The organism is Sphingomonas phoenicis (genome assembly GCF_047238005.1).
Lineage (GTDB): Bacteria > Pseudomonadota > Alphaproteobacteria > Sphingomonadales > Sphingomonadaceae > Sphingomonas.
Genome location: NZ_JBDFMC010000002.1, coordinates 1,971,470 through 1,993,514 on the forward strand (window position 1 = coordinate 1,971,470; position 22,045 = coordinate 1,993,514).

Below are 22,045 nucleotides of genomic sequence, written 5' to 3' on the forward strand. Positions count from 1 at the left end.
CGTGGCGGGCGTTCAGCCCGCCACCGCCGCGCCGACCGGTCCGACCGGTGCCGCCTCCTCGCGCGAGTAGGTGCCGACCAGCAGCCCCGCCGCCAGAACATGCCCCGCCATCGCCGCGATCAGCGCCGAGCGGCCCGGATCCGCGCCCGGATCGCCCGCGCCGGCGTCCAGCGCGAACAGCTGGAACGCGTAGCGGTGCTCGCCATGGCCCGTCGGCGGATCGGGCGGCAACCAGCCTTCGCGGCGGTAGGAATTGCGACCGACGTCGTGCCCGTCCTCGCCATGGCCATCGGCGCGGATCGCACCCTCGTCCAGCTGCCCCGCCGATGCCGCCAGCCCCCATACCACGGCATGGACCAGCGGTTGCGGCGTGGGCGAGTCGGCATCCTCGACCAGCAGCGCCAGCCGTGCGGTGCCGGTCGGCGGATCGCGCCACAACAGGGGCGGCGACACGCCCGCGCCATCGGCCGTGAAGCGCGGCGGCAGGCGCCCGCCATCGGTAAAGGCGATGCTGGTCAGGTCCAGCTGCCCGAACCCGCCACCCGCGGGGCTGACCAGATCGGGATCGGCAATCGCGAGCTTGTCGGTGCCGGCGCGCACGTTGCGCAGCGCCTGGCCCAGCCAATGGGGTACATGTTCCAGCATCTCGATCGTGTCCTTTATGCCTGTGGGCAGCCGCCGGGGCGGTCGACCGTTTCCCGCCGGGTCGACCAGCGGCTCCGGTCCTGCATCGTCGCGGCATCGTGGACGCAGACCTGCGCCCGCTCGACATCGCCGTTCTCCGCGATCAGCACGGTCCAGTTCCGCGCGGCACAATCATGCGGCGCGCAGCCGTGCGAGGCGATCATCGGGCCCTGCCGAAAGATCGGCACCTGCGTGGTGTCGCGGCCGACGATCTCGCTGCGCAGCTTCTGTTCGGGAAGGGCATCGATCATCGCATTGGCGACCTCGGTCCGGTCGAAGAACGACACGCCGCCGACCGCATCGCGGGGATAATGACCGACATAGGCGGTGAGCGGCGTTCCGTTCCGCTGGCCCGCCACCGGCTCGGGTGCCTGGGTGACCGGCGGGACGAAACCGCTGGCCGCGACGGCATTGGTTTCCGCCGCGCGGTCCGGCGAACGATTGCAGGCCGCGACGCTCAACACCGTAACGCACAGGATCGCCGCTCGCATCATGCCATCTTCCTCCGATCGACGGGGAACGCCCGATCCACCGCGTAAGTTGCGGGGAAGGCAGGAGGATGAAATGGCGGATGATCTTAGCCGGTTCGTGCGGGCACAGGCGGGCAGCTACGACGGCGCGCTGGCCGAGCTGCGCCGAGGGGCGAAGCGGCAGCATTGGATGTGGTGGATATTCCCGCAGATCGCCGGATTGGGGCGGAGCGACACCGCACGGCATTACGCGATCGCATCGGGCGACGAGGCGCGCGCCTATCTGGCGCATCCGGTGCTCGGCCCGCGACTGATCGAGGTCACGGAAGCGGTCGCCGCCGCTCCGGGGACCGCCGTCGACATCATGAGTGCCATCGACGCGATGAAGCTGCGGTCGTCGATGACGCTGTTCGAAGCGGTGGCGGTCGACAAGCGGTCGTTCGCTGCCGTGCTCGACCGCCTCTTCGCCGGCGAGCGGGACGGGGAGACGCTGGCGCGGCTGTAATCGTCGCCCCGATCATCGACCGGGGCGACAGGATGGCTCAGGCCTCGGCCAGTTCGGCCTTGCCGTTGACCTTGGAGGTCGCGAGCTTCGTCAACTTCTCGTCGGTCGCCTTTTCCTCGGCAAGCGTCTCGCGCAGAATGCTCGCGCTCTCGGCGCGGCCGAGCTGTTCGGCCCATGCGATCAACGTTCCGTAGCGGGCGATCTCGTAATGCTCGACCGCCTGGGCGGAGGCCGTCAGCGCCGCATCGAGCACGGCCTTGTCGGCAACATCGCCGGCGACCTCGTTGGCTTCCTTGATGATGCCGTCGATCGCGGGACAGGTCACGCCCTTGGGCGCCAGACCCTCGATCTCGAAGACGCGCTCCAGCCGGCGGATCTGGCCCTCAGTCTCGTGCAGATGGGTTTCGAAGCCCTGACGCAATTCGGGGTCGGTGGCCTTCTCGATCATCTTGGGCAGCGCCTTGGTGATCTGCTGCTCGGCATAATAGACATCCTGCAACTGGTGGACGTACAGGTCGTGGAGCGTCGCGATGTCCTTGGTAAACAGGCCCATGACGGTTTCCTTGTGCCGATGATGAAGATGGTCACCACGCGCGTTCGACCGTCGCGTGGTGTGCAGGATGAACGACCTCTGCCGTCGCTGGTTTCATGACAACCGGCTGAAATGCGATCGATATCGATCAACCGGGTTCGACGGGCGGCAGGATGCGGCACCGCCGCCGCCGTCCCGGAGGGTCAGCGGCGGACGTCGAGCCCGCCGGCGAGATACGCATCGATGTCCGCCTGCCGGAACAGGCCGGCATCGCCCGGCAGCGAATGCTTGAGGACGGCAAGCGCCAGCCCCGTGGCCGCGGCCGCGCCGGCATCACCGCCGGTACGCAGCGCATGGAGGACCCCGGCCGCGAAGGCATCGCCGCCGCCGATGCGGTCGACGATGCCGGACAGCACGACCTCCTCGGTCTGTGCATGCCCGGCGCGCGTATCGACCCGCGCCGACAGGCGATGCAGGTCGACATGCTCGACATGGCGCGCGGTGGAGGCGATCGTCCGCAGCCGGGGGAACGCGCCGAATGCCGCCTCCGCCGCCTCGCGCCGGCGTTCCTCGGCATCGTGGGAGAAGGTGCGGCCCAGCAGCAGCGCGATGTCGCGATGGTTGCCGAACATCAGGTCGGCATGCTCGACCAGCCGGGTCAGGATGGCGCGCGGATCGGCGTCCCACCGCTCCCACAGCTTGCCACGCCAGTTGCCGTCGAACGACACCGCGATGCCGCGCGTCGTCGCCGCCTCCGCAGCGGCGATGGCGCTCTCCGCGGAGACCGGGCCGAGGGCCGGGGTGATGCCGGACAGATGCAACCGGTCGACACCGTTCAGCAGCGCATCCCAGTCCCACGAGGCGGCCGGCGCCTGCGCGAAGGACGATCCTGCCCGATCGTAGATCACCTCCGTCGCGCGCATCCCGGCGCCCGAGGTGACGAAGTACAGCCCCATCCGTTCGCCGCCGATCGCGATGGTGCGCGTATCGACGCCGTGCCCGCGCAACGTGGTGATCGCGGCGCGGCCGAGGTCGTTGTCGGGCACCATGGTGGCGAGACCGGAGTCGTGGTCCAGCCTGGCAAGCTGGGTGACGACGTTCGCCTCGGCACCGGCCACCCACACGTCGAGCCGCGGCGTCTGGAGGAGGAGCTCGCGCCCCGGCGGCGACAATCGCAGCATGACCTCGCCGAACGCCAGGAACTTGCCCATCTGTTTTCCTTCCCAAACCGACACGTCGTTCGCCCGACGACTCGCGCGCCGAGGTTCACCGATCGCTCGTCACCGCGCCAGCCGGCCCACGTCAACCGCCAGCACATAACCGGCGGCCCGGCTTTCAGGAATACCGCCGTAACGCCCGGACCGGGCGGCCCGTGGGCATGCGGCTTGTCATCGCGGCGGATCCGCATAGAGGCTCCGGGTGCGACCCCAGACACGTTCGAAAGGGACAGGCGTGCAGCCAACACCGGATCACCTGCGCATCGCCGAGCGCTTCGTCGCGGCGCGTCGCGCCGGCGAGGCGATCGTCGACTTTCCGGGCGAACGGCCGACGACGCTGGCCGAGGCCTATTCGATCCAGGAGGCGGCATTGCGACTGCAAGGCGGCGCCATCGCCGGGTGGAAGGTCGGCCGCGTCAATCCGCCGCGTGACGGCATCGACCGCCTTGCCGGCCCGATCTTCGCCGATCGGGTGACGGGCAGCGCCGCCGTGCCGGCCACCGACATCGTCGCGATGCCCGTATACCGCGGCGGGTTCGCCGCGGCGGAGGCGGAGTTCCTGCTGCGCGTCGGCCACGATGCCGATTCCGGCAAGACCCGCTACACGGCAGACGAGGCGCGGGCGCTGATCGATGCGGTACATGTCGGGATCGAGGTCGCGGGTTCCCCCTATCCGCGCATCAACGCCGACGGGCCGATCGTGACGGCCGCTGATTTCGGCAACAATTGCGGTCTGGTCGTCGGACCGGCCATCGCCGACTGGCGCGACGTCGACCTGAACCGCTGGCCGGTCGAGCTGCTGATCAATGACCGGTCGGTCGGGACGGGCATAGCCGCCGACATGCTCGACGGGCCGTTCGGCGCCGTCCGCTTCCTGGCCGGCCATCTGGCCGCGCGCGGCCGTCCGCTGGTTGCGGGACAGTGGATATCGACCGGCGCCGTCACCGGCGTGCACCCGGTGGCGATCGGCGACCGCGCGGTCGCCCGTTTCGGCGACGGTCATGTCGTCGGCTGCATGTTCGCGGCGCAGACCGGAGCGCCGGACGCCTGAACGGCGCCTGTCGGGCAAGTACTATCAGGCGTGCGCGGCACCCCGCCGCGGCAGCGGGGCGGGCGTGAGCCGGCGGGTGCTCTCCGCACCGGCGAGCAGCTGAGGTACCTGGGTCCGCTCGACCGCGATATGGGTGCGCAGGCGCTGGGCCATCGCCAGCAACGCCGGCCGGTAACTGCTCCACACCGCCACCATGTCGCACGATGCCCACAGATTGACATAGGCGCGGTAGGCGTCGCCTGCCGCGGTGCAGTCGCTCTTCATCCGGGTCGCGGTGGCGATCTGGGCGACGTTGCCGCGGCGGATCACGGGATCGAAGATCTCGTTGTGCTTGAACAGCTGATAGGCCCGCAACAGGCGGAACATCTCGAGCCGTGACTTGGCGAGGGCGCCGCGCACCTCCTCCGGCTCGCAACGCGCCAGTTCGAGCGTACGTGCCAGATGATCCAGCACGCCCTGCTGATGCTCGTACAGGCGTTCCAGCGCGTGTTCCGTCTTCATGTCGACCGGGCTAGGGAGGCAGGCGTTAACGAGCGTTGATGGTTGCGCAGGCGTTTCGACGATTGTCTAAAGGATCAGCGACGGTCCAGCCGATCGTCCATTGTCCACCGCCCTGCCGGTGGACGGACGATGGCGCATCGATGCATATGGATCCGCCACTGCATCGGCCGGATTGCCATCCGCGCACGGATGCCGCACGGCACGCCGACCGACGACGGAGGATGGCGGACGATGCAGGCAGCAGTTCCGAACGATGGCCCCGATGCGATCGAGACCGTATCCCGCGTCCGGGCGTTCGACGGCGTGCAGGGCATTTACCGCCACGCCAGCGCCGCGACGGGCACGGACATGACCTTTTCCGTCTACGTTCCCCCGCATGCCGAGGGAGCCCGGTTGCCGGTGGTGTGGTTCCTGTCGGGGCTGACCTGCACGCATGCCAACGTGACCGAGAAGGGCGAGTATCGCCGTGCCTGTGCCGAGCACGGGCTGATCATGGTCGCGCCCGATACCAGCCCGCGCGGCGAGGGCATGGCAGACGATCCGGACGGCGCCTACGACTTCGGGCTGGGTGCCGGCTTCTACGTCGATGCGACCGAGCCGCCATATGCCGATCATTATCGCATGTGGTCCTATGTCACCGGGGAGCTGCCGACGCTGATCGCGCGCCACTTCCCGGCCGACATGGAGCGACAGTCGATCATGGGCCATTCGATGGGCGGGCACGGCGCGCTCACCATCGGGCTGCGCCACCCGGACCGGTACCGCGCGGTCTCGGCCTTCTCGCCGATCGTCGCGCCGTCGGACGTGCCGTGGGGACGCAAGGCGCTGGCCGGGTATCTCGGGAACGACCGGGCCAGGTGGCGGGCGCACGACGCGGTGGCGCTGATCGAGGACGGGGCGCGGCTGCCCGGACTGCTGGTCGATATCGGCGACGCCGACCCGTTCCTGGCGGAGCAGCTGACCCCGGACCGGTTGCGCGCCGCGTGCGACGCGGCGGGGATCGACCTGACGATGACGATCCGGCCGGGCTACGACCACAGCTACTACTTCATCGCGACGTTCATGGCCGATCACCTGGCCTGGCACGCGGCGCGGCTGGGCGACGAAGGAGAGCGGTGATGGCGGAGCGGTACGACATCCTGATCGTCGGCGGCGGGCACGGCGGCGCCCAGGCCGCGGTGGCGCTGCGCCAGCAGAAGTTCGGCGGCACGATCGCCATCCTCGGCGACGAGGCGGAGCTGCCCTATGAACGGCCGCCCTTGTCGAAGGAGTATCTGGCCGGCGACCGGCCGTGGGAGAAGCTGGTGTTCCGCACCGCCGCGGCGTGGGCGGAGCGCGACGTGTCGCTGCTGCTCGGCCGGCGGGTGATCGCGGTCGATCCGGCGGCACACGAGGTGACGACCGCGGATGGCACCCGGATCGGGTACGGCCAGCTGATCTGGGCGACCGGCGGGGCGCCGCGGCGACTGGCCTGCGCGGGACACGACGTGGCGGGCGTCCACAGCGTGCGCAGCCGCGCCGACGTCGACCGCATGATCGGCGAACTGCCCTCCACCACCCGCGTCGTGGTGATCGGCGGCGGCTATATCGGGCTGGAGGCGGCGGCGGTGCTGTCCAAGTTCGGCAAGCAGGTGACGGTGCTGGAGGCGCTGGACCGGGTGCTGGCACGTGTCGCGGGGCCACCGCTGTCGCGCTTCTACGAGCGGGAGCACCGGGCGCACGGGGTCGAGCTGCGGCTGGGCGTCGCGGTCGATTGCATCGAGGAGAAGGATGGCCGGGCCACCGGCGTGCGGCTGGCGGACGGCGGCGTGCTGCCGGCAGAGATGGTGATCGTCGGCATCGGCATCGTGCCCGCCGTGGCGCCGCTGCTCGCCGCCGGGGCGGACGGGGGCAACGGCGTTCGCGTCGATGCGCAGTGCCGCACCACCCTGCCCGACATCTTCGCGATCGGCGACTGTGCGGAGCATCGCAACGTCCATGCGGGCGGCGACTGGGTAAGGCTGGAATCGGTGCAGAACGCCAACGACCAGGCCGTGATCGTCGCCAGGGCGATCGTCGGGCGGCCGGAGGACTATGTCGCAGTGCCGTGGTTCTGGTCGAACCAGTACGACCTGAAGTTGCAGACGGTGGGCCTATCGCGCGGCTATGACGAGCTGGTGCTGCGCGGTGACCCGGCGACGCGCGCCTTCTCGGTCGTGTATCTGCAGGATGGTGCGGTGATCGCGCTCGATTGCGTCAACATGGTCCGCGACTATGCCCAGGGACGTGCGCTGGTGGCGGCACGGGCGCGGCCCGATCGCGTCGCGCTGGCCGATCCCGCCATACCGCTGAAGCTGCTGCACGAGCAGGCCGGCGCGGCCTGACGCCGGCTGGAGGGAGAGTGGTGCGGCCGAGAAGACTCGAACTTCCACGGGCTTTCGCCCACAACGACCTCAACGTTGCGCGTCTACCAATTCCGCCACGGCCGCACGTGTCATACCGCCGGAGGACCCGGCGGCCGGTAGGCGAGCGCCCCTAGCAGGGTCGCGCAGGGGCTGCAACGGCTTGTTTCGCCGCTGCCCTCTCTGTGTGGTTCAGCCGCCCTCGCCCGCGAAGCTGAGCTCCAGCCGCTTCGAGTTGGACGGCACGTCGAGCTTGGCCGAATTGAAGTCGATCGCGGCGCCCGGCGCCAGCGTCCGCCGTTCCGGCGTGATCGTCCAGCTGTAGACCAGCCGCCCCTGACCGTCGCGCAGCTCGGCACGGATGTCGGGCACCCGCTGCCGGGTCGAGGAGGGATTGGTCACCTGGCCGCTGACGGCGAACAGCTCTGAACCGTTCTCCAGCTCGCGACGCTCGATGGGATTGTCGCGCAGGCGCAGCGGGCTCTCCGCCACGCCCAGCGCCAGACCGAAGCGCGAGGCGAGACCGGGCGCGCCGGACCACAGGATCGCCGCGACGCCGATCATCATCAGCAGGCCCGCGCCAAAGGCCAGTGCCGTCCAGCGCCGGGCGGGGTTGCGCCGCGCCTTGAACGGGGGCCGGTGGGCGAAGGCGTCGAAATCGGTCCCGTACGGGTCCATGCCGGCGAAGGCGGGTGCGGCGCGGGCGGGAGCGGACATGGCGATCGGCGCGGCGGCGATCGGCGCGGCCTGCATCGCCACCGGCTCCGTCCGGTCGACGGGCGCCGGCGGCGCGGCGGCCTCTTCATCCTCGTCTTCCTCGATGTAGCGGGCCGTAACGGCGGGCGCGGATGGAGACGGTGCGGATGGAGGTGGCGCGGGTGGAGGTGGCGCCGGCGCGGGCGGGGCGGCGGCGGTGACCGCGGCGGGCACCGGCGCGGGGCGCGCGAGATCGAGGATCGCCGGTTCCTGGAACCAGCTGTGGCGGCAATTGGCGCAACGCACGGTACGCCCCTCTGCCCCGATCGCGCTGTCGGGCACCAGGTAGCGGGTGCGGCATTCGGGACATTCGAGGATCATGGGTCGGGATGCACGCTTCGCCGGTGGCCGGAGCTGGCCATGACATCGATGTGCCACGCACCGGCCGGATGTGGCAAGCTTTGAAGCGCCCGACTTGAAGCGGCAGGCACGGCGTGCGAAGGCGTCGCTACCGATGACCACGATCGTGCAGTTCGAACATGTCGGCCTGCGCTATGGCTCGGGACCGGAAACGCTGAGCGACGTCAGCTTCTCGCTGCAGAGCGGCACCTTCTATTTCCTCACCGGATCCAGCGGCGCGGGCAAGACGTCGCTGCTCAGGCTGATCTATCTGGCGCAGCGACCCAGCCGCGGGATCATCCGGCTGTTCGGCGAGGATGCGGTGGTGCTGCCGCGCCAGCGCCTGCCGGGATTCCGCCGGCGGATCGGCGTGGTGTTCCAGGATTTCCGGCTGGTGCCGCATCTGAGCGCCGCGCAGAACGTCGCGCTGCCGCTGCGCATCGCCGGCCTGCCGCCGGACGAGATCGAGACGGCGGTGCGCGAGATGCTGGCCTGGGTGGGGCTGGCCGAGCGGGCCGACGCGCGGCCGGCGACGCTGTCGGGCGGGGAACAGCAGCGGGTGGCGATCGCCCGCGCGGTCATCAACCGGCCCGAGATCCTGGTCGCCGACGAGCCGACCGGCAATGTCGATCCGGACATGGCCGACCGGCTGATGCACCTGTTCGGATCGCTGGGGAACCTGGGCACCACGGTGGTCGTGGCGACGCACGACCTGCACCTGCTGACCCGCGTGCCGCAGGCGCGGATGATGCAGCTGGACGATGGCCGGCTGCTCGATCCCACCGGCATCCTGCGCTACCCGCCCGAGAGCCGGGCGTGAGGCGGCGAGCCGCCCCGCTGCTGGAGGGATCGCGCGGGCGCCGGGCGATGATGGCGGTGCTGGCCATCCTGGTGTTCCTGACGGTGCTGGCGACGGCGATGGGGCTGGGGACGCTGGCGGCCGAACGACAGCTGGGGCGGCAATTGTCGGGCCGGCTGACGGTGCAGGTGGTGGAGGGCGAGCCGGGCCGCCGCGACGCGCTGGCGGCGCGGGTGCTGGCGACGCTGCGCGCGACCCCCGGCGTCGCCCGGGCGGAGCCGGTCGACCCCGAAGAGATCGTCCGCCTGCTGCAACCGTGGCTGGGTGACGAGGCGGGCGATCCCGCGCTGCCGGTGCCGGCGCTGATCGACGTCGACCTGACCTCTCCGGAGGATGCGGTGGCGGTCCGCGTCTCCGCCGCCGCCCGTGCGGTCGGCCCGGCGGTACGGGTCGACCGGCAGCAGGGATGGATGTCGCCGGTCAGCGGCCTGCTGAGGACGCTGGCGCTGGTCGCGCTGGCGATGGTGGCGCTGCTGACCGCGGCGACCGCGGCGGTGGTGATGCTGGCCGCGCGCGCCGGGCTGGACGCCCACCGCGCGACGATCGAGGTGATGCACATGCTGGGGTCGACCGACCGGCAGCTGGCCAAGCTGTTCCAGCGCCGCATCGCGCTGGATGCGATGCTGGGCGGGGTTGCGGGCGGGGCGGCGGCGGCGGCGGTCGCGGCGGTGGTCGGCAGCCGGGTGGCGGCGCTCAGGTCCGAACTGGCGAGCGGCGTGCTGCTGGGGCCGGTGGAGTGGGCGATGCTGGCGGCGGTGCCACTGGTCTTCATCCTGCTGGCGATGGTCGCGGCGCGGCTGGCGGTGACGCGGGCGCTGAGGCGGGTGCTGTGATCGTGCGCCTGGTATCGACGCTGGTGATCGGCTGGTGCCTGGGCTTCGCGGCGTTCATGCTGCTGCTGCCGGTGCCGCTGGACGGGACGACGACCGACGCCATCGTGGTACCGACCGGCGGGCCGGGGCGGATCGATCGCGGGATCGCGCTGCTGCGCGACCGGCAGGCGAAGCGGATGCTGGTGACCGGGGTCGCGCCGGGGGTGCGCCCGCAGGACCTGGCCCATGCGTATCGCGCGCCGCGGGCCCTGTTCACGTGCTGCATCGACCTGGGCACCGATGCCGTCGACACGCGGTCGAACGCGGAGGAGACGGCGCGGTGGGTCCGGCGGCACGATTACCGCACGGTGCGGCTGGTCACCTCCGACTGGCACCTGCCCCGCGCGCGGATGGAGCTGAGCGCGGCGCTGGGGCCGCATGTCGTGGTGCTGGGCGACGGCGTGCCGGGCAATGCCCGCTTCGCGACGCTGGTGAACGAGTATAACAAGCTGCTGCTGCGCCGCGTCGCGCTGTGGGTGGGGTATGGCGGCTGATGGTCCTGTTGCGCAACATCGTCTTCTCGGTCGTCTTCTATGGCCTGTCGCTGCCGATCGTGGCGTCAGTGCCGGTCAGCGCGCTGTTCGGGCGGGCCGCGGTGATCCGCCACGCCACCTTCTGGACCCGCTTTCATCGCTGGACCGTACGCCACCTGCTGGGCATCCGTGTGAGGGTGGAGGGGACGCGGCCGACCGCCCCCGCCTTCTACGCCTGCAAGCACCAGTCGATGTGGGAGACGCTGGAGCTGCAAGCGATGCTGGACGGACCCGCGATGGTGCTGAAGCGCGAGCTGGCCGACATGCCGATCTGGGGCTGGGCGGCACGGCGGTACGGGGCGATCGTGGTCGACCGCGACGCAGCCGGCGCGGCGATGCGGGCGATGCTGCGCGATGCGGAGGCGGCGCGGATGGACGGGCGATCGATCCTGATCTTTCCCGAGGGCACGCGGGTCGCGCCGGGGGAGCAGCCGCCGCTGAAGCCGGGGTTCGCGGGCCTGTACCGGATGCTGGCGATGCCGACCGTGCCGGTGGCGACCGACGTGGGCCTGATCTGGCCGCGCAAGGGGCTGAAGCGCCCGGGCACGATCACCCTGCGGTTCGGCGAGATCGTGCCGCCCGGCCTGCCCCGCCGCGTCGCCGAGGCGCGCATCCATGCCGCGATGAACGCGCTGGAGCCGGTGCCGCCTGCCGGTGCCGCCTGACGTCGCGCGGCGGTGGCGTCCTAGCCGGCCTTGGGCGGCAGGCGTGATGCCGGCGACGCCTTGGTGACGATCGCGGTGCCGGTCGGGTCGATCGAGATGACCCAGTAGTTGGTCCGGTCGCACGTCACCGCCCAGGCATCGTTGCCCTGGACGGCCGCGATCTCGTAGTCGTTCGTCACCTGCTGGCAGTCCTCCTTGCTGTCGCGGATCGCGCGGAGGAACACGCCGTCGCGCTGGCGGGCCGGCAGGGCGCGGATGCGGGCGGCATAGCCACCCTCCGGCGCGGCGGCAGCGGCCTGGTTGGCGGGCGCAGCGGTATTGGCGGGAGTGGACGGCTGGCGGTCGCAACCGGCGACGAGCGGCAGCAGCAGGGTGGACGCGGCGACATATCGGATCATCGGCTCTACTCCTTCGCCCCGACAACGACCCGCCGGGCACCGGGTTGCCGTGGCCCGCGAGCGTTCCGATGACAAGCCGCGGCCGCCCGGCTATGACAGGCGGGATCGAGAGGTTCTGGTATGCGTAGCGGGTTCGTGGCGGCGGTCGGCGTGGCGGTGCTGCTGGCCGGATGCGGCGGAGGCGATGGCGGCGGCAGTGGCGGTGCCGGCACGGTCGCCAGCAGTCCCGCGGCGACCCCGACCGCGGCGGCCGGCTGCACCCTGGCGGCGCGGCAGGAATGGGCCGCGGCGCAGCTGCGTGAATGGTACCTGTTCCCCGACACCCTGCCCGCCACGTCGAGCCCGGCGGGCTATGACAGCGTCAACGCCTATATCGACGCGCTGACCGCGACCGCGCGCAGCCAGCGCAAGGACCGGTACTTCACCTACGTCACCTCGATCGCCGAGGAGAACGCCTTCTACAATTCGGGCGCCAGCGCCGGGTTCGGCATCCGCCTGTCGTACGATACGGCGAACGCCCGCGTCTTCGTCGCCGAGGCGTTCGAGGGGGCGCCGGCGCTGGCGGCGGGGATCGACCGCGGCACCGAGATACTGGCGATCGGCACCGCCGGCGGCGCGACGCGGACCGTCGCCGACCTGCTCGCCGCGGGCGGATCGGCGGCGGTGACCGAGGCGCTGGGGCCGTCGACGGCGGGCACCGCCCGCGTCCTGAAGATCGCCGACGCCGCGGGCACCCGCGAGGTGACGGTCGCCAAGGCGGATTATGCGCTGGCCCCGGTGTCGGACCGGTACGGCGTGCAGGTGCTGACCGATGGCGGCCGGCAGATCGGCTATCTGAACCTGCGCACCTTCATCTCCACCGCCGACCCGGCGCTGAGGGCCGCGTTCGCGCGGTTCCGGGCGGCGGGGATCACCGAGATGATCGTCGACCTGCGCTACAATGGCGGCGGGCTGGTCAACACCGCCGAGCTGATCGGCGACCTGATGGGCGCCAACCGCAGCAGCGGCGAGGTGTTCAGCTATACCAGCTTCCGCGCCAGCAAGGCGTCGAGCAACACCACCCGCTTCTTCGCAGCCCAGCCCCAATCGATCGCGCCGACGCGGGTCGCCTTCATCGGGACCGGCGGTACCGCGTCGGCGAGCGAGCTGCTGGTCAACGCGTTCATCCCCTATCTCCACACCGCCGACGGGCTGATCGGCACCAACACCTATGGCAAGCCGGTCGGCCAGATCGCGCGCGACAACGCCGCCTGCGACGACCGGCTGAGGGTGATCGCGTTCGCCACCCAGAACGCGGCGCGGCAGGGCGATTACTATGACGGGCTGGCGACCCGGATCGAGGCGAGCTGCCGGGCGGCGGACGACACCGCCTATCCCCTGGGCGACCCGCGCGAGGCGTCGACGAAGGCGGCGCTCGACTTCCTGGCGGGGAGGACCTGCACGCCGATCAGCACCGATGCCACCGCCCGGTCGGTCGGCGGCGCCGGCGGGCGGCGCGAGCTGCTGAGCCCCGCCGCGCCGACCGTGGCGCAGCGCGAGGTGCCGGGGCTGTTCTGAGCGCGCTTGCGGGGGCCGTTGCCGCGGCATAGGGCGGGCGCGTGAGCGACGACGATTATGTCTATGACGAGGCGTCCGGCGAGTGGATCAGCGGTGCCGCCGCTGCGGAAGCCATGCCGGTGGTGGAGGTGCGCGACGCGGTCGGCAACCTGCTGGCGGACGGTGACCAGGTGACGCTGGTGAAGGACCTGGCCGTGAAGGGCGCGGGCCAGACGCTGAAGCGCGGCACGCTGATCAGGTCGATCCGCCTGACCGGCGACGCGCAGGAGATCGACTGCAAGTACGAGGGCATCCGCGGACTGGTGCTGCGCGCCGAGTTCGTGCGGAAGCGGTGACGCCGCCGGCCCTGCCCCCGCTGCCGCCGGCGTGGCAGGCGCCGCTGGGCGCCGTGCTGGCGGGCACGGACATGGTGCGGCTGGGCGCCTTCCTGCACGCCGAGGAGGTGGCGGGAAAGCAGGTGTATCCGGCCGCCGCCGACCGGTTCCGCGCGCTGGAGCTGACCCCGCCCGAGGCGGTTCGCGTCGTCATCCTGGGGCAGGATCCGTATCACGGGCCGGGGCAGGCGCACGGCCTGAGCTTCTCCGTCCGGCCGGGGGTGAAGGTGCCACCGAGCCTGGCCAACATCTACAAGGAACTGCACGCCGACCTGGACATCGCGCCCGCGCGCCACGGCCTGCTCGACCATTGGGCGCGGCAGGGCGTGCTGCTGCTGAACACGGTGATGACGGTGGAGAGCGGGCGCGCCGGATCGCACCGCGACCGCGGGTGGGAGCGGTTCACCGATGCGATCGTCCACGCCGTCGCGGCGGGGGAAGAGCCGGTCGCCTTCCTGCTATGGGGCGCGCACGCGCAGCGGAAGGCGGCGTTCATCCGCCCCGCCGGCGAGGGCGGCCGCCATCTGGTGCTGCACGCCCCCCACCCCTCGCCGCTGTCGGCGTACAAGGGCTGGTTCGGCAGCCGGCCGTTCAGCCGGGCCAACACCTTCCTCGCCCAACACGGGCGCGGGACGATCGACTGGGCGCTGCCGGCGGCGGCGGCGTGACGCGGAAGGTAAGGCTAAGGTAAGGCCTAAATCGCTTTCCGACCCCGAACACGTCCGCGTCATCGGCCGAATGCCTCGCGCCGGGCGCGGCGGCGGGCGGCGCGGTCCAGCACCCGTGGATGGTCGGCCGGGGAGCGCGGCCACTCGTACCGCTCGGTGTCCTCGACGGGATTGGCCGCCAGCGCGGCGGCATCGCGGCGCGCATCGAGGACCCAGGACTGGAGCACCGCCGGCGGCATCAGCCGGTGCGGTTCGGCCGGCGTCACCGGCGCCAACGCGGCGACGGCATGAGCGACCGGCGGCTCCGCCGGCCGCGGCGCGGCGGCATCGCGGCGACCGCCGTCACGCTCCGCCCCGCCGAACCGCTCCGGGTGATAGGCGCGCAGCAGGAACATGGTCAGGCGGGTGTTGCAGCGCCATTTCATGCCGGTGCGGATGCCGTCCTGATCGTAGACCGGTATCTCCTCCCCCTCGATCGCGCGGGTGAAGGCGACATCGAGCAGGCGGTCGGCGGCACTGCGGCAGGCGGCCGACCAGGCGCGCGCGAACGCCTCGCCGCCGGGCGCGTTGCGAAGCGCATAGGCGCTCTTCACCGAGCGATCGACCTCGCGCGCGGCCTGTTCGACCAGGCCACTGCGGCCGAGCGCCTCGATAAAGGCGCGCTGGACGTCGGGCGTCCAGCCGTCGACGCGCGGCCGGCGCGGCACCGGGCGCCACTCGAACTCGGCCGGATCGAAGCCATGGGCGTCGAGCGCGGCGGGATCGGATGTGGCGGGATCGTCTGCGGCCCCGGCGGCGGGGCGGGAGACGGGCGGATGCTGGTGTGCGTTGCTCATCCGCGAGGGTGAACCGGATTCCGGCCGCGTAGGACAGCCATGTTGGATGCTTTCCCCCCGCGGTGTGGCGCGCGGGCATCCATCAGCCGCGCGCGATCGCTCCGCCGGCATGCGGCCGCCGCGCGGCACGGACGATCGGCGGTACCGACAACAGGATCATGGCGACCAGCCCGCCGATCGCGAGCAGGCCGGCGGGGGTGACCGCGACCCGCGCCCGGAGGCGGACCGGCCCCGCGCGGACGGCGAGGCGGGCGGACTGGACGGTATCGAGCGTGCTGGCCATGCCGGGGCGAACGCACGACCGCTCAGCCGGCTGCACGCCCCGGCGGATAGCGCATCGCGACGTCGCAGCGGGCATAGGCGTGGCCGAAGCGCGCCATGATGCCGGCGTCGTGGACGAAGCCGGCCCGCTCGTACAGCCGGATCGCGCCCGCGCACTTGCGGCTGGTGAGCAGGTAAAGCGTGTCGATGCCGGGCAGGCCATGCGCCCGATCGATCAGCGCGGCAAGCAGCGCGGCGCCGGCGCCGGTGCCGCGCGCCCCGGCGAGGACGCCCATCTTGGTCAGCTCGTACGCGCCGGGCGCGATGGGCATCAGCGCGCCGGTGCCGATGATCCGGTCGTCTTCGGTGGCGGCGAAGAGGATGACGCCACCCCGGTCGACGATCGCTTCGCGCGGGTGGGCGAGGACGTGGCGGTCGTGATCCTCAAGGACGAACATCTCCTCGATCCACGCGGTGTTGATGCTCGCGAAGTGTGGGGCGAGGGCGTCGGTGTAGGGGAGGATGCGCACGGGGGTGATTGCGATCATGGCGTCACATCCGGCTGAACAGATCGGGGCCATCGATCGGGTGCAGTTCGCCGAAGATCGCATCGCCGACGGCATGTTCCATCGCGACGATCTCCGCATCGGTCAATTCGGTGAACTGTTCTCGCTTTGCACCCGACAACCTGCCCGCATTTTGCAGGCACAGGCGAATGAACAGCGATGCGCGGCGATCGGGCATGTCGACGATCTCGCGGATCGCCTCGAACGCACGATCGAAGATCGCAACGTAGTTCAGTTCCTTGCGGAGGTCGGTGTGGACGGTTTCCGCGACCCGATCGTGAAGATATTCCGCAAACAGCGTTGCATCGAAGTAGCGGTACAGGTCGGCTGTATCATTATCGACCAAGATTTCGCGCTCGGTCGCGGACGCGCCGGCGATCCAGTGCCAGTCTATATGCTTGAACAGCCGGGACGAAAAGCTTCCGAGAACATCATCATAGGCCTTCTGATCGCGGGCAATCGCAGCCGACACGGGGAAGATGACGCCCGGCGGGCTGAAGCCGGTTCGGGCCAGGATGTGGTGCATGACATAACGATGGATACGGCCGTTGCCGTCCTCGAACGGATGGACGAAGACAAATGCGAACGCCGCCACGGCCGCCGCTACGATCGGATCGGTCGCCGGCGCCATCCGCTCGACCAGTTTGCTCCAGCCCGCCATCATGTCGGGTACGTCCCGCGGCCGCGGACAGATGAAGTGCACCTGCTCGCGAAAATCGACATTCTCACCCACAAAATTCTGGAAATCGCGCCAGCCTTTCGCGGCATAGCGTGGATCGACGATCTGGTTCTGCAACGATACTATCGCCGCCTGGCTACCTGGATCGAAGCGATCGGCCGAACGCAAGGCGGCGACGAACCGGCTGGTACGCGTCGGGCTGGGGTTCTCGCCCTCGATCGCGAAGGACGATTTGGTTTCCCTGGTATATAGATAGCTGATGGCTCGAGCCAGGGTCGCAGGATCGTAGCTGGCGATCAGCGCTTTCGCCTCGACATCGACATGGAGGCCGAGCTGTTCGACGAGCCGCGGCGTCTTGCGCACAGTGGGACAGAAGGCCGCCCCGCCCAGCATATTGTCCGCCACGCGATGCCTCGGGGAGTTTACGCGCGCCGCAGTGACATGGCGGCGCTTGTCGAGCATGTCGACATAGTTTCCCGATTTGACGTCGCCCACGTCAATCATGCCGACGAACGTCTCGTACAGGAACCAGGCACGCCGGCTGAACGTGCCGGTCGGTTCGTCGAGTACCCAGCGGTGGATCGGTTCCGGTCCCATGGCTTTCAACGCGCCGACGAACACGCGCAGATCCAAGGGCTCATGCCGTAGGGCGAAGCGCAGGTGGGTACGCAGTTGATCCGGATCGGGCAGGTAGGACCGCCCGTAATATTCTATGGTTTCCGGCCCATGGATTTCGGTACGCCGGCTTCCCGGCGCGACGTAGCTGCACACATATGGGCGCGGCGCCCGTACACCGAAGTGCTCGCGCAGCCAAAGGTGCCCGATCGGCGTACGATCTTCGTTAGCAGGCGCACTCACCATGCAAGAACGCTTATCGGCTGACTGAAACTCTTACCAGAGGCCCGCCGGCCGAAAAAACGCTTACTCCGCTGCCGGCAGGTAGACCTCGCTCCCCTTTTCCCGGAACTTCTCGCTCATCGCGGCCATGCCGGCCTCGGCGTCCGCGACCGAGGCCCTGCCGCTGGCGAACAGGGCGCGGTCGGCGTCGGCTGGATCGGCGGCCAGGAAGGTGTCGGCGGGCTGGTTCTGCTTCGCCGCGAACTCGCGCACCTCGGCGGTGATCTTCATGCTGCAGAACTTCGGCCCGCACATCGAGCAGAAGTGGGCGGTCTTGGCGCCCTCGGCGGGCAGGGTCTGGTCGTGATAGTCCTCGGCCGTCTCGGGATCGAGCGACAGGTTGAACTGGTCGCGCCAGCGGAAGTCGAAGCGGGCGCGGCTGAGCGCGTCGTCGCGCATCTGGGCGGCGGGGTGGCCCTTGGCGAGGTCGGCGGCGTGGGCGGCGAGCTTGTAGGTGACGACGCCGACCTTGACGTCGTCGCGGTCGGGGAGGCCGAGATGCTCCTTGGGCGTGACGTAGCAGAGCATCGCGGTGCCGTACCAGCCGATCATCGCGGCACCGATGCCGCTGGTGATGTGGTCGTAGCCGGGCGCGATGTCGGTAGTGAGCGGCCCGAGCGTGTAGAAGGGCGCCTCGCCGCAGACCTCGAGCTGCTTTTCCATGTTCTGCTTGATCTTGTGCATCGGCACGTGGCCGGGCCCCTCGATCATGACCTGCACGTCCTGTGCCCAGGCGCGGTGGGTGAGTTCGCCGAGCGTGTAGAGCTCGCTGAACTGCGCCTCGTCATTGGCGTCGGCGATCGATCCGGGGCGCAGGCCGTCGCCCAGGCTGTAGGCGATGTCGTACGCCTTCATGATCTCGGTGATCTCGTCGAAGCGTTCGTAGAGGAACGATTCCCGGTGATGCGCGAGGCACCATTTCGCCATGATGCTGCCGCCGCGCGACACGATGCCGGTGACGCGCTTCGCCGTCATCGGGATGTAGGGCAGGCGGACGCCGGCGTGGATGGTGAAATAGTCGACGCCCTGTTCGGCCTGTTCGATCAGCGTGTCGCGGAAGATCTCCCACGTCAGCTCCTCGGCGATGCCGCCGACCTTTTCGAGCGCCTGGTAGATGGGGACCGTGCCGATCGGGACGGGCGAGTTGCGGATGATCCATTCGCGGGTGTCGTGGATGTTGCGGCCCGTCGACAGGTCCATGACCGTGTCGGCGCCCCAGCGGATCGACCAGACGAGCTTGTCGACCTCTGCCGCGACGTTGCTGGCGACCGCGCTGTTGCCGATGTTGGCGTTGATCTTGACCAGGAAGTTGCGGCCGATCGCCATCGGTTCGGATTCGGGGTGGTTGACGTTGTTGGGGATGATCGCGCGGCCGCGGGCGACCTCGTCGCGGACGAATTCGGGGGTGACGTAGTCGGGGATCGACGCGCCGAAGCTCTCGCCGTCGCGCTTGTAGTCGCGCAGCATCTCGCGCCCGAGATTCTCGCGGGTCGCGACATATTCCATCTCGGGCGTGACGATGCCGCGTCGGGCATAATGCATCTGGCTGAGGTTCATGCCGGGCCTGGCGCGCAACGGGCGCTTCACCAAGCGGGGGAATTGCGGGACGCCGCCGGACCGGTCGGGCCCGAGCTGGCCGTTGTCCTCCGGCCGGATCTCGCGCGCGTCATAGGCCTCGACATCGCCGCGCGCCTCGATCCACTGGCGGCGCAGCTGGGGCAGGCCGGCCATGATGTCGATGCGGGACTGCGGATCGGTATAGGGGCCGGACGTGTCGTAGACGCGCAGGGGCGGCTCGCCGGAGGAGGGATCGAGGTGGATCTCGCGCATGGCGACGTTCAGCGGGCCGACATGCACCTTCTTCGACCCGCGGATCGGGCCGGTGGTGACGCCGATGGCGCTGCCGGTATCGGGAAGCTCGGTACGGGCGGGGATGTCGGCCATGCGTCGTCTCTCCATTGTCGGAGAGCGGGCGGATCACGGGTGGCGACCGCTCCCTCCCTCCGCCGGTGTCAACCGGATCAGGTTCAGCGGGTCGAAGGCTGCGGCCTTCCTCTCAAGCGCGGCGACAGCGCTCCCCCGGGGATGACCCAGCATAGGCGCGTGTCGCGGGCGCCACAAACGAAAAGGGCCCGCCTGTCGCCAGGCGGGCCCGATCCGTCGCTTCGTTCCGGAGGGGTCAGGAACTGCGCACGGCGCCGTTGACGCCGGCCGGATAGAAGCCGCCGCCATTGGTGGAGGTGCCGTTCAGGTACACGATGTTCAGCACCTGCTGCGGCGAACGCACATAGGCGATCGAGTTCGTATCGGTCGGCACGATGTTCGCCGAGGTCGCCGTCGTCCCGACGATGATGTTCTGGTCGCGATCGCCGCCCTGGTTGAGCAGGCCGGTGTTCGACGTCCCGTCCAGCGTATCGCGCGCGTCGGAGATCTGGCCGGTGGCGGTGAACAGCGACGGCGTGCTGAGCCCCTTGCGGTAGAGCACCGTGCGGACGAGGCCGGCATGGTATGCCTCTGCCGCATGGATGCCCGCCGCCGCCTCGATGAAGGCCGGCGTGTTGAGGAGGGCGACGCCGCCCATATAGGCGGTGACGCCGACATCCTCGAACAGATAGGCGCCCAGCAGGAAGCTGTTGTCGTCGGCATAGGGATCGAAGGTCGCGCTGGATCCCACCACCCCTGCGGCACGGGCCGCGAGCGTGAAGGCACCCGTGGCATCGCCCGAGATGTTCAGCGCGGGCTGTGCCGCGACCGACGTGTTGCCGATCGCCTGGCGGAGGAAGGTAACGTGCGCGATCTCGTCATAGGCGATCTCGCGGGCATACTGCGCGACGAGCGGATCCTGGAACGCCACCTGGCGCGGACGCCCGGCGGTGGTCGAGGGCAGCTGCACCGAACCGCGGGTGCCCGAGCCGGATTGCAGCGAGTCGGCGATCGGCGTGCCGAACGCGGCGTAGCTGTAGAAATTCGCTTCCAGATATTCGAGCTGGAGCGCGAAGTTCAGCACGTCGACCTCGGTGACCGCGGCCGGCGTCGGCGTCGGGGTGACGACGGGCGGCTGATCCTGGTCGCCGTCGCTGCCGCAGGCGGACAGCATCGTCAGGCCGCCGGCGGCAACCGCCGCACCGCCCGCAAACTTCATGAAGCGGCGTCGGTCGCTCTGACGCTTGGCAGTGGCTTCCTCGATAACGTCGAGAATGAATCGTTCTTCGCTCATGACAGGTCCTCCCTGGAGGAAAATCGTTGATCCGGTAGGCGATCGGGCAGTCGGCCTGAGGGCCGGACGCCGATCACGCGACGCCGATGCTGGCGTTGATGTTGCCGTTGACGCCGCGCGGGAAGAACCCGCCCATCGTCGTCGCCGCCCTGGTGGTGTTCAGGTAAACGATGTTGAGCACCTGCCCGGCCGTGCGGCTGTAGGCGAGGCCGTTGGCATCGAGCGGTACGATGTTCGACACCGTCGCGCCGTTGACCGTGCTCGCCGTGATCCCCTGGTCGAGATCGCCGCCGCTGTTGCGGCCGGCAGAGCGGTCGACCACGCCGAGCGCCGCCGAGCCGGTACCGTCGAGGAAGTCGCGGGCGTCCGAGATGCGCTGCGCCGCGGTGATGAGGCCGGGCTGTGCGGTGACGACCGGGGTGACGCCGGCCGGCGTGCCGATGCCCTTGGCGTACAGCGTCGTGCGGACGATCGCGGCGTGATACGCCTCGACCGCGAGGATGCCGGCCGCCGCCTGCAGGAAGGTCTTGTTGGTCAGGAGCGGCGAGGCGCCCTTGTACGCGGTGACGCCGACATCCTCGAAGATGTACGCGCCGAGCAGGAAGTTCTCGTCGTTCAGATACGGATCGAACGTGTTGTCGGTCAGCGTGACGCCGGCCGCTGCTGCGGCGGCGGCGAAGGGACCGTCGGCCGCACCCGAGATATTGATCGTCGGCTGCGGCACGGCCGCGCTGCCGAGCGCACCGGCGCTGCGCAGGAAGGTGACATGCGCGATCTCGTCGGCCGCGATCTCCTGCGCATAGGCACGGACGGCGGGATCGGTGAAGGCGACCTGACGCGCCTGATGCGTGCCACTGCCGATCACGACATCACCGCGACGGCTGACGGTGGACTCGGTGCCCGACAGCAGATTGCTGTTCAGGCCGACGCCGAGCGCGGCATAGGAGTAGAACTGTGCCTCGAGATATTCGAGATTGAGGGCGAAGTTCAGGACATCCACGTCGACATTGGTCGACTGGGCATTCGCCTTGGTCGCGAAGCTCATCGCGGCGGCGCCGCCGACGGCCATGGCGCCCATGCCGAAGGCGGCCTTGAAGAATTCCCGGCGTTCCTCGCGTCGCTGGACGCGGCTGTCCAGCACCTCGATCAATTGCACGCTATCGGCCATTACGCATCCCCTCGTGAACCGAGGGCCGGAATGGGCCGACGGTCAGGTCGTCGACATGC

At 70.0% G+C, this 22,045-nt stretch carries 25 protein-coding genes, 1 tRNA gene and 1 riboswitch; of the genes, 11 read left to right on the forward strand and 15 right to left on the reverse strand.

Annotated elements, in window-relative coordinates; all coding sequences use genetic code 11:
- Positions 1-12 precede the first annotated feature (12 nt).
- Positions 13-645, reverse strand: coding sequence for a YbhB/YbcL family Raf kinase inhibitor-like protein (locus ABC319_RS10580; protein WP_413070181.1), 633 nt, complete (start codon positions 643-645; stop codon positions 13-15).
- A gap of 14 nt (positions 646-659) precedes the next feature.
- Positions 660-1,178 carry a hypothetical protein gene (locus ABC319_RS10585; protein WP_413070182.1) on the reverse strand — a complete coding sequence of 173 codons (519 nt, stop codon included), beginning with the start codon at positions 1,176-1,178 and terminating at the stop codon, positions 660-662.
- Between the two features lie 70 nt (positions 1,179-1,248).
- Between ABC319_RS10585 and ABC319_RS10590 the strand changes: the two genes are divergently transcribed.
- Entirely contained in the window at positions 1,249-1,659 is a 411-nt protein-coding gene (locus ABC319_RS10590) for a DUF1810 domain-containing protein (RefSeq protein WP_413070183.1), read from the forward strand.
- 37 nt (positions 1,660-1,696) lie between these two features.
- Here the strand turns inward: ABC319_RS10590 and ABC319_RS10595 are convergent, their stop codons facing one another.
- The gene (locus ABC319_RS10595) at positions 1,697-2,212 is read right to left on the reverse strand and encodes a YciE/YciF ferroxidase family protein (protein ID WP_413070184.1); all 516 of its coding nucleotides are present in this window, start codon (positions 2,210-2,212) and stop codon (positions 1,697-1,699) included.
- Between the two features lie 182 nt (positions 2,213-2,394).
- Entirely contained in the window at positions 2,395-3,402 is a 1,008-nt protein-coding gene (locus tag ABC319_RS10600; protein ID WP_413070185.1) for a sugar kinase, read from the reverse strand.
- Positions 3,403-3,643: 241 nt separating this feature from the next.
- Here ABC319_RS10600 and ABC319_RS10605 point away from each other — a divergent pair, with 241 nt between their 5' ends.
- Positions 3,644-4,459, forward strand: a complete 816-nt coding sequence (locus ABC319_RS10605) for a 2-keto-4-pentenoate hydratase (RefSeq protein ID WP_413070186.1) — start codon at positions 3,644-3,646, stop codon at positions 4,457-4,459.
- A 24-nt stretch (positions 4,460-4,483) separates the two neighbouring features.
- Here the strand turns inward: ABC319_RS10605 and ABC319_RS10610 are convergent, their stop codons facing one another.
- Complete coding sequence (locus tag ABC319_RS10610) at positions 4,484-4,960, reverse strand: hypothetical protein (RefSeq protein WP_413070187.1); 477 nt, start codon at positions 4,958-4,960, stop codon at positions 4,484-4,486.
- A gap of 267 nt (positions 4,961-5,227) precedes the next feature.
- Between ABC319_RS10610 and fghA the strand changes: the two genes are divergently transcribed.
- A complete protein-coding gene (gene fghA / locus ABC319_RS10615; protein WP_413071680.1) occupies positions 5,228-6,079 on the forward strand; it encodes an S-formylglutathione hydrolase in 852 nt (283 codons plus the stop codon).
- Positions 6,079-7,323 carry an NAD(P)/FAD-dependent oxidoreductase gene (locus tag ABC319_RS10620; RefSeq protein WP_413070188.1) on the forward strand — a complete coding sequence of 415 codons (1,245 nt, stop codon included), beginning with the start codon at positions 6,079-6,081 and terminating at the stop codon, positions 7,321-7,323. The genes fghA and ABC319_RS10620 overlap by 1 nt, the downstream gene beginning before the upstream one ends.
- Before the next feature lie 18 nt (positions 7,324-7,341).
- On the opposite strand, the gene ABC319_RS10625 is transcribed toward ABC319_RS10620, so the two are convergent.
- Together ABC319_RS10625 and ABC319_RS10630 are read right to left on the reverse strand one after the other, a co-directional pair.
- Positions 7,342-7,428: transfer RNA gene (locus ABC319_RS10625), tRNA-Leu, on the reverse strand.
- 105 nt (positions 7,429-7,533) lie between these two features.
- Entirely contained in the window at positions 7,534-8,418 is an 885-nt protein-coding gene (locus tag ABC319_RS10630; protein WP_413070189.1) for an MJ0042-type zinc finger domain-containing protein, read from the reverse strand.
- Between the two features lie 133 nt (positions 8,419-8,551).
- On the opposite strand from ABC319_RS10630, the gene ftsE reads away from it, so the two are divergent.
- The 4 genes from ftsE to ABC319_RS10650 are packed head-to-tail and all read left to right on the forward strand — an operon-like array spanning position 8,552 to position 11,365.
- Positions 8,552-9,256 carry a cell division ATP-binding protein FtsE gene (gene ftsE / locus ABC319_RS10635; RefSeq protein ID WP_413070190.1) on the forward strand — a complete coding sequence of 235 codons (705 nt, stop codon included), beginning with the start codon at positions 8,552-8,554 and terminating at the stop codon, positions 9,254-9,256.
- On the forward strand, positions 9,253-10,128 hold the full coding sequence (locus ABC319_RS10640) for a cell division protein FtsX (protein ID WP_413070191.1): 876 nt from the start codon (positions 9,253-9,255) through the stop codon (positions 10,126-10,128). The genes ftsE and ABC319_RS10640 overlap by 4 nt, the downstream gene beginning before the upstream one ends.
- Positions 10,125-10,661 carry a YdcF family protein gene (locus tag ABC319_RS10645; RefSeq protein ID WP_413070192.1) on the forward strand — a complete coding sequence of 179 codons (537 nt, stop codon included), beginning with the start codon at positions 10,125-10,127 and terminating at the stop codon, positions 10,659-10,661. Before ABC319_RS10640 ends, ABC319_RS10645 begins: the two co-directional genes overlap by 4 nt.
- A complete protein-coding gene (locus tag ABC319_RS10650) occupies positions 10,661-11,365 on the forward strand; it encodes a lysophospholipid acyltransferase family protein (protein ID WP_413070193.1) in 705 nt (234 codons plus the stop codon). Before ABC319_RS10645 ends, ABC319_RS10650 begins: the two co-directional genes overlap by 1 nt.
- 20 nt (positions 11,366-11,385) lie before the next feature.
- Here ABC319_RS10650 and ABC319_RS10655 read toward each other — a convergent pair whose 3' ends face one another.
- The gene (locus tag ABC319_RS10655; RefSeq protein WP_413070194.1) at positions 11,386-11,763 is read right to left on the reverse strand and encodes a hypothetical protein; all 378 of its coding nucleotides are present in this window, start codon (positions 11,761-11,763) and stop codon (positions 11,386-11,388) included.
- Positions 11,764-11,883: 120 nt separating this feature from the next.
- On the opposite strand from ABC319_RS10655, the gene ABC319_RS10660 reads away from it, so the two are divergent.
- The 3 genes from ABC319_RS10660 to ung are packed head-to-tail and all read left to right on the forward strand — an operon-like array spanning position 11,884 to position 14,362.
- On the forward strand, positions 11,884-13,320 hold the full coding sequence (locus ABC319_RS10660; protein WP_413070195.1) for a S41 family peptidase: 1,437 nt from the start codon (positions 11,884-11,886) through the stop codon (positions 13,318-13,320).
- A gap of 41 nt (positions 13,321-13,361) precedes the next feature.
- A complete protein-coding gene (locus tag ABC319_RS10665) occupies positions 13,362-13,655 on the forward strand; it encodes an alkylphosphonate utilization protein (protein ID WP_413070196.1) in 294 nt (97 codons plus the stop codon).
- Positions 13,652-14,362 (forward strand): uracil-DNA glycosylase, encoded by a 711-nt coding sequence (gene ung / locus ABC319_RS10670; protein WP_413070197.1) that lies wholly within the window; start codon positions 13,652-13,654, stop codon positions 14,360-14,362. The genes ABC319_RS10665 and ung overlap by 4 nt, the downstream gene beginning before the upstream one ends.
- A gap of 59 nt (positions 14,363-14,421) precedes the next feature.
- On the opposite strand, the gene ABC319_RS10675 is transcribed toward ung, so the two are convergent.
- The 7 genes from ABC319_RS10675 to ABC319_RS10705 form a co-directional block, all read right to left on the reverse strand.
- Positions 14,422-15,198, reverse strand: coding sequence for a hypothetical protein (locus tag ABC319_RS10675; protein WP_413070198.1), 777 nt, complete (start codon positions 15,196-15,198; stop codon positions 14,422-14,424).
- An 82-nt stretch (positions 15,199-15,280) separates the two neighbouring features.
- Positions 15,281-15,481 (reverse strand): hypothetical protein, encoded by a 201-nt coding sequence (locus ABC319_RS10680; protein ID WP_413070199.1) that lies wholly within the window; start codon positions 15,479-15,481, stop codon positions 15,281-15,283.
- 22 nt (positions 15,482-15,503) lie between these two features.
- Positions 15,504-16,007 carry a GNAT family N-acetyltransferase gene (locus ABC319_RS10685; RefSeq protein WP_413070200.1) on the reverse strand — a complete coding sequence of 168 codons (504 nt, stop codon included), beginning with the start codon at positions 16,005-16,007 and terminating at the stop codon, positions 15,504-15,506.
- 4 nt (positions 16,008-16,011) lie between these two features.
- Entirely contained in the window at positions 16,012-17,565 is a 1,554-nt protein-coding gene (locus ABC319_RS10690) for a Fic family protein (protein WP_413070201.1), read from the reverse strand.
- Positions 17,566-17,625: 60 nt separating this feature from the next.
- Positions 17,626-19,545: a phosphomethylpyrimidine synthase ThiC gene (gene thiC / locus ABC319_RS10695; protein ID WP_413070202.1), complete on the reverse strand. Its 1,920-nt coding sequence runs from the start codon at positions 19,543-19,545 to the stop codon at positions 17,626-17,628.
- 50 nt (positions 19,546-19,595) lie between these two features.
- Positions 19,596-19,687, reverse strand: a riboswitch (TPP riboswitch).
- A 93-nt stretch (positions 19,688-19,780) separates the two neighbouring features.
- The gene (locus tag ABC319_RS10700) at positions 19,781-20,818 is read right to left on the reverse strand and encodes a ferritin-like domain-containing protein (RefSeq protein WP_413070203.1); all 1,038 of its coding nucleotides are present in this window, start codon (positions 20,816-20,818) and stop codon (positions 19,781-19,783) included.
- A 73-nt stretch (positions 20,819-20,891) separates the two neighbouring features.
- Complete coding sequence (locus ABC319_RS10705) at positions 20,892-21,986, reverse strand: ferritin-like domain-containing protein (protein WP_413070204.1); 1,095 nt, start codon at positions 21,984-21,986, stop codon at positions 20,892-20,894.
- Positions 21,987-22,045 lie beyond the last annotated feature (59 nt).

Excerpts from the sequence above, each read along its gene's own strand:
- ABC319_RS10580 (WP_413070181.1), bottom strand. The coding sequence starts at position 645 with ATGCTGGAACATGTACCCCATTGGCTGGGCCAGGCGCTGCGCAACGTG.
- ABC319_RS10585 (WP_413070182.1), bottom strand. The coding sequence starts at position 1,178 with ATGATGCGAGCGGCGATCCTGTGCGTTACGGTGTTGAGCGTCGCGGCC.
- ABC319_RS10590 (WP_413070183.1), top strand. The coding sequence starts at position 1,249 with ATGGCGGATGATCTTAGCCGGTTCGTGCGGGCACAGGCGGGCAGCTAC.
- ABC319_RS10595 (WP_413070184.1), bottom strand. The coding sequence starts at position 2,212 with ATGGGCCTGTTTACCAAGGACATCGCGACGCTCCACGACCTGTACGTC.
- ABC319_RS10600 (WP_413070185.1), bottom strand. The coding sequence starts at position 3,402 with ATGGGCAAGTTCCTGGCGTTCGGCGAGGTCATGCTGCGATTGTCGCCG.
- ABC319_RS10610 (WP_413070187.1), bottom strand. The coding sequence starts at position 4,960 with ATGAAGACGGAACACGCGCTGGAACGCCTGTACGAGCATCAGCAGGGC.
- ABC319_RS10620 (WP_413070188.1), top strand. The coding sequence starts at position 6,079 with ATGGCGGAGCGGTACGACATCCTGATCGTCGGCGGCGGGCACGGCGGC.
- ABC319_RS10630 (WP_413070189.1), bottom strand. The coding sequence starts at position 8,418 with ATGATCCTCGAATGTCCCGAATGCCGCACCCGCTACCTGGTGCCCGAC.
- ftsE (WP_413070190.1), top strand. The coding sequence starts at position 8,552 with ATGACCACGATCGTGCAGTTCGAACATGTCGGCCTGCGCTATGGCTCG.
- ABC319_RS10650 (WP_413070193.1), top strand. The coding sequence starts at position 10,661 with ATGGTCCTGTTGCGCAACATCGTCTTCTCGGTCGTCTTCTATGGCCTG.
- ABC319_RS10655 (WP_413070194.1), bottom strand. The coding sequence starts at position 11,763 with ATGATCCGATATGTCGCCGCGTCCACCCTGCTGCTGCCGCTCGTCGCC.
- ABC319_RS10660 (WP_413070195.1), top strand. The coding sequence starts at position 11,884 with ATGCGTAGCGGGTTCGTGGCGGCGGTCGGCGTGGCGGTGCTGCTGGCC.
- ABC319_RS10675 (WP_413070198.1), bottom strand. The coding sequence starts at position 15,198 with ATGAGCAACGCACACCAGCATCCGCCCGTCTCCCGCCCCGCCGCCGGG.
- ABC319_RS10680 (WP_413070199.1), bottom strand. The coding sequence starts at position 15,481 with ATGGCCAGCACGCTCGATACCGTCCAGTCCGCCCGCCTCGCCGTCCGC.
- ABC319_RS10685 (WP_413070200.1), bottom strand. The coding sequence starts at position 16,007 with ATGATCGCAATCACCCCCGTGCGCATCCTCCCCTACACCGACGCCCTC.
- ABC319_RS10690 (WP_413070201.1), bottom strand. The coding sequence starts at position 17,565 with ATGGTGAGTGCGCCTGCTAACGAAGATCGTACGCCGATCGGGCACCTT.
- thiC (WP_413070202.1), bottom strand. The coding sequence starts at position 19,545 with ATGGCCGACATCCCCGCCCGTACCGAGCTTCCCGATACCGGCAGCGCC.
- ABC319_RS10700 (WP_413070203.1), bottom strand. The coding sequence starts at position 20,818 with ATGAGCGAAGAACGATTCATTCTCGACGTTATCGAGGAAGCCACTGCC.
- ABC319_RS10705 (WP_413070204.1), bottom strand. The coding sequence starts at position 21,986 with ATGGCCGATAGCGTGCAATTGATCGAGGTGCTGGACAGCCGCGTCCAG.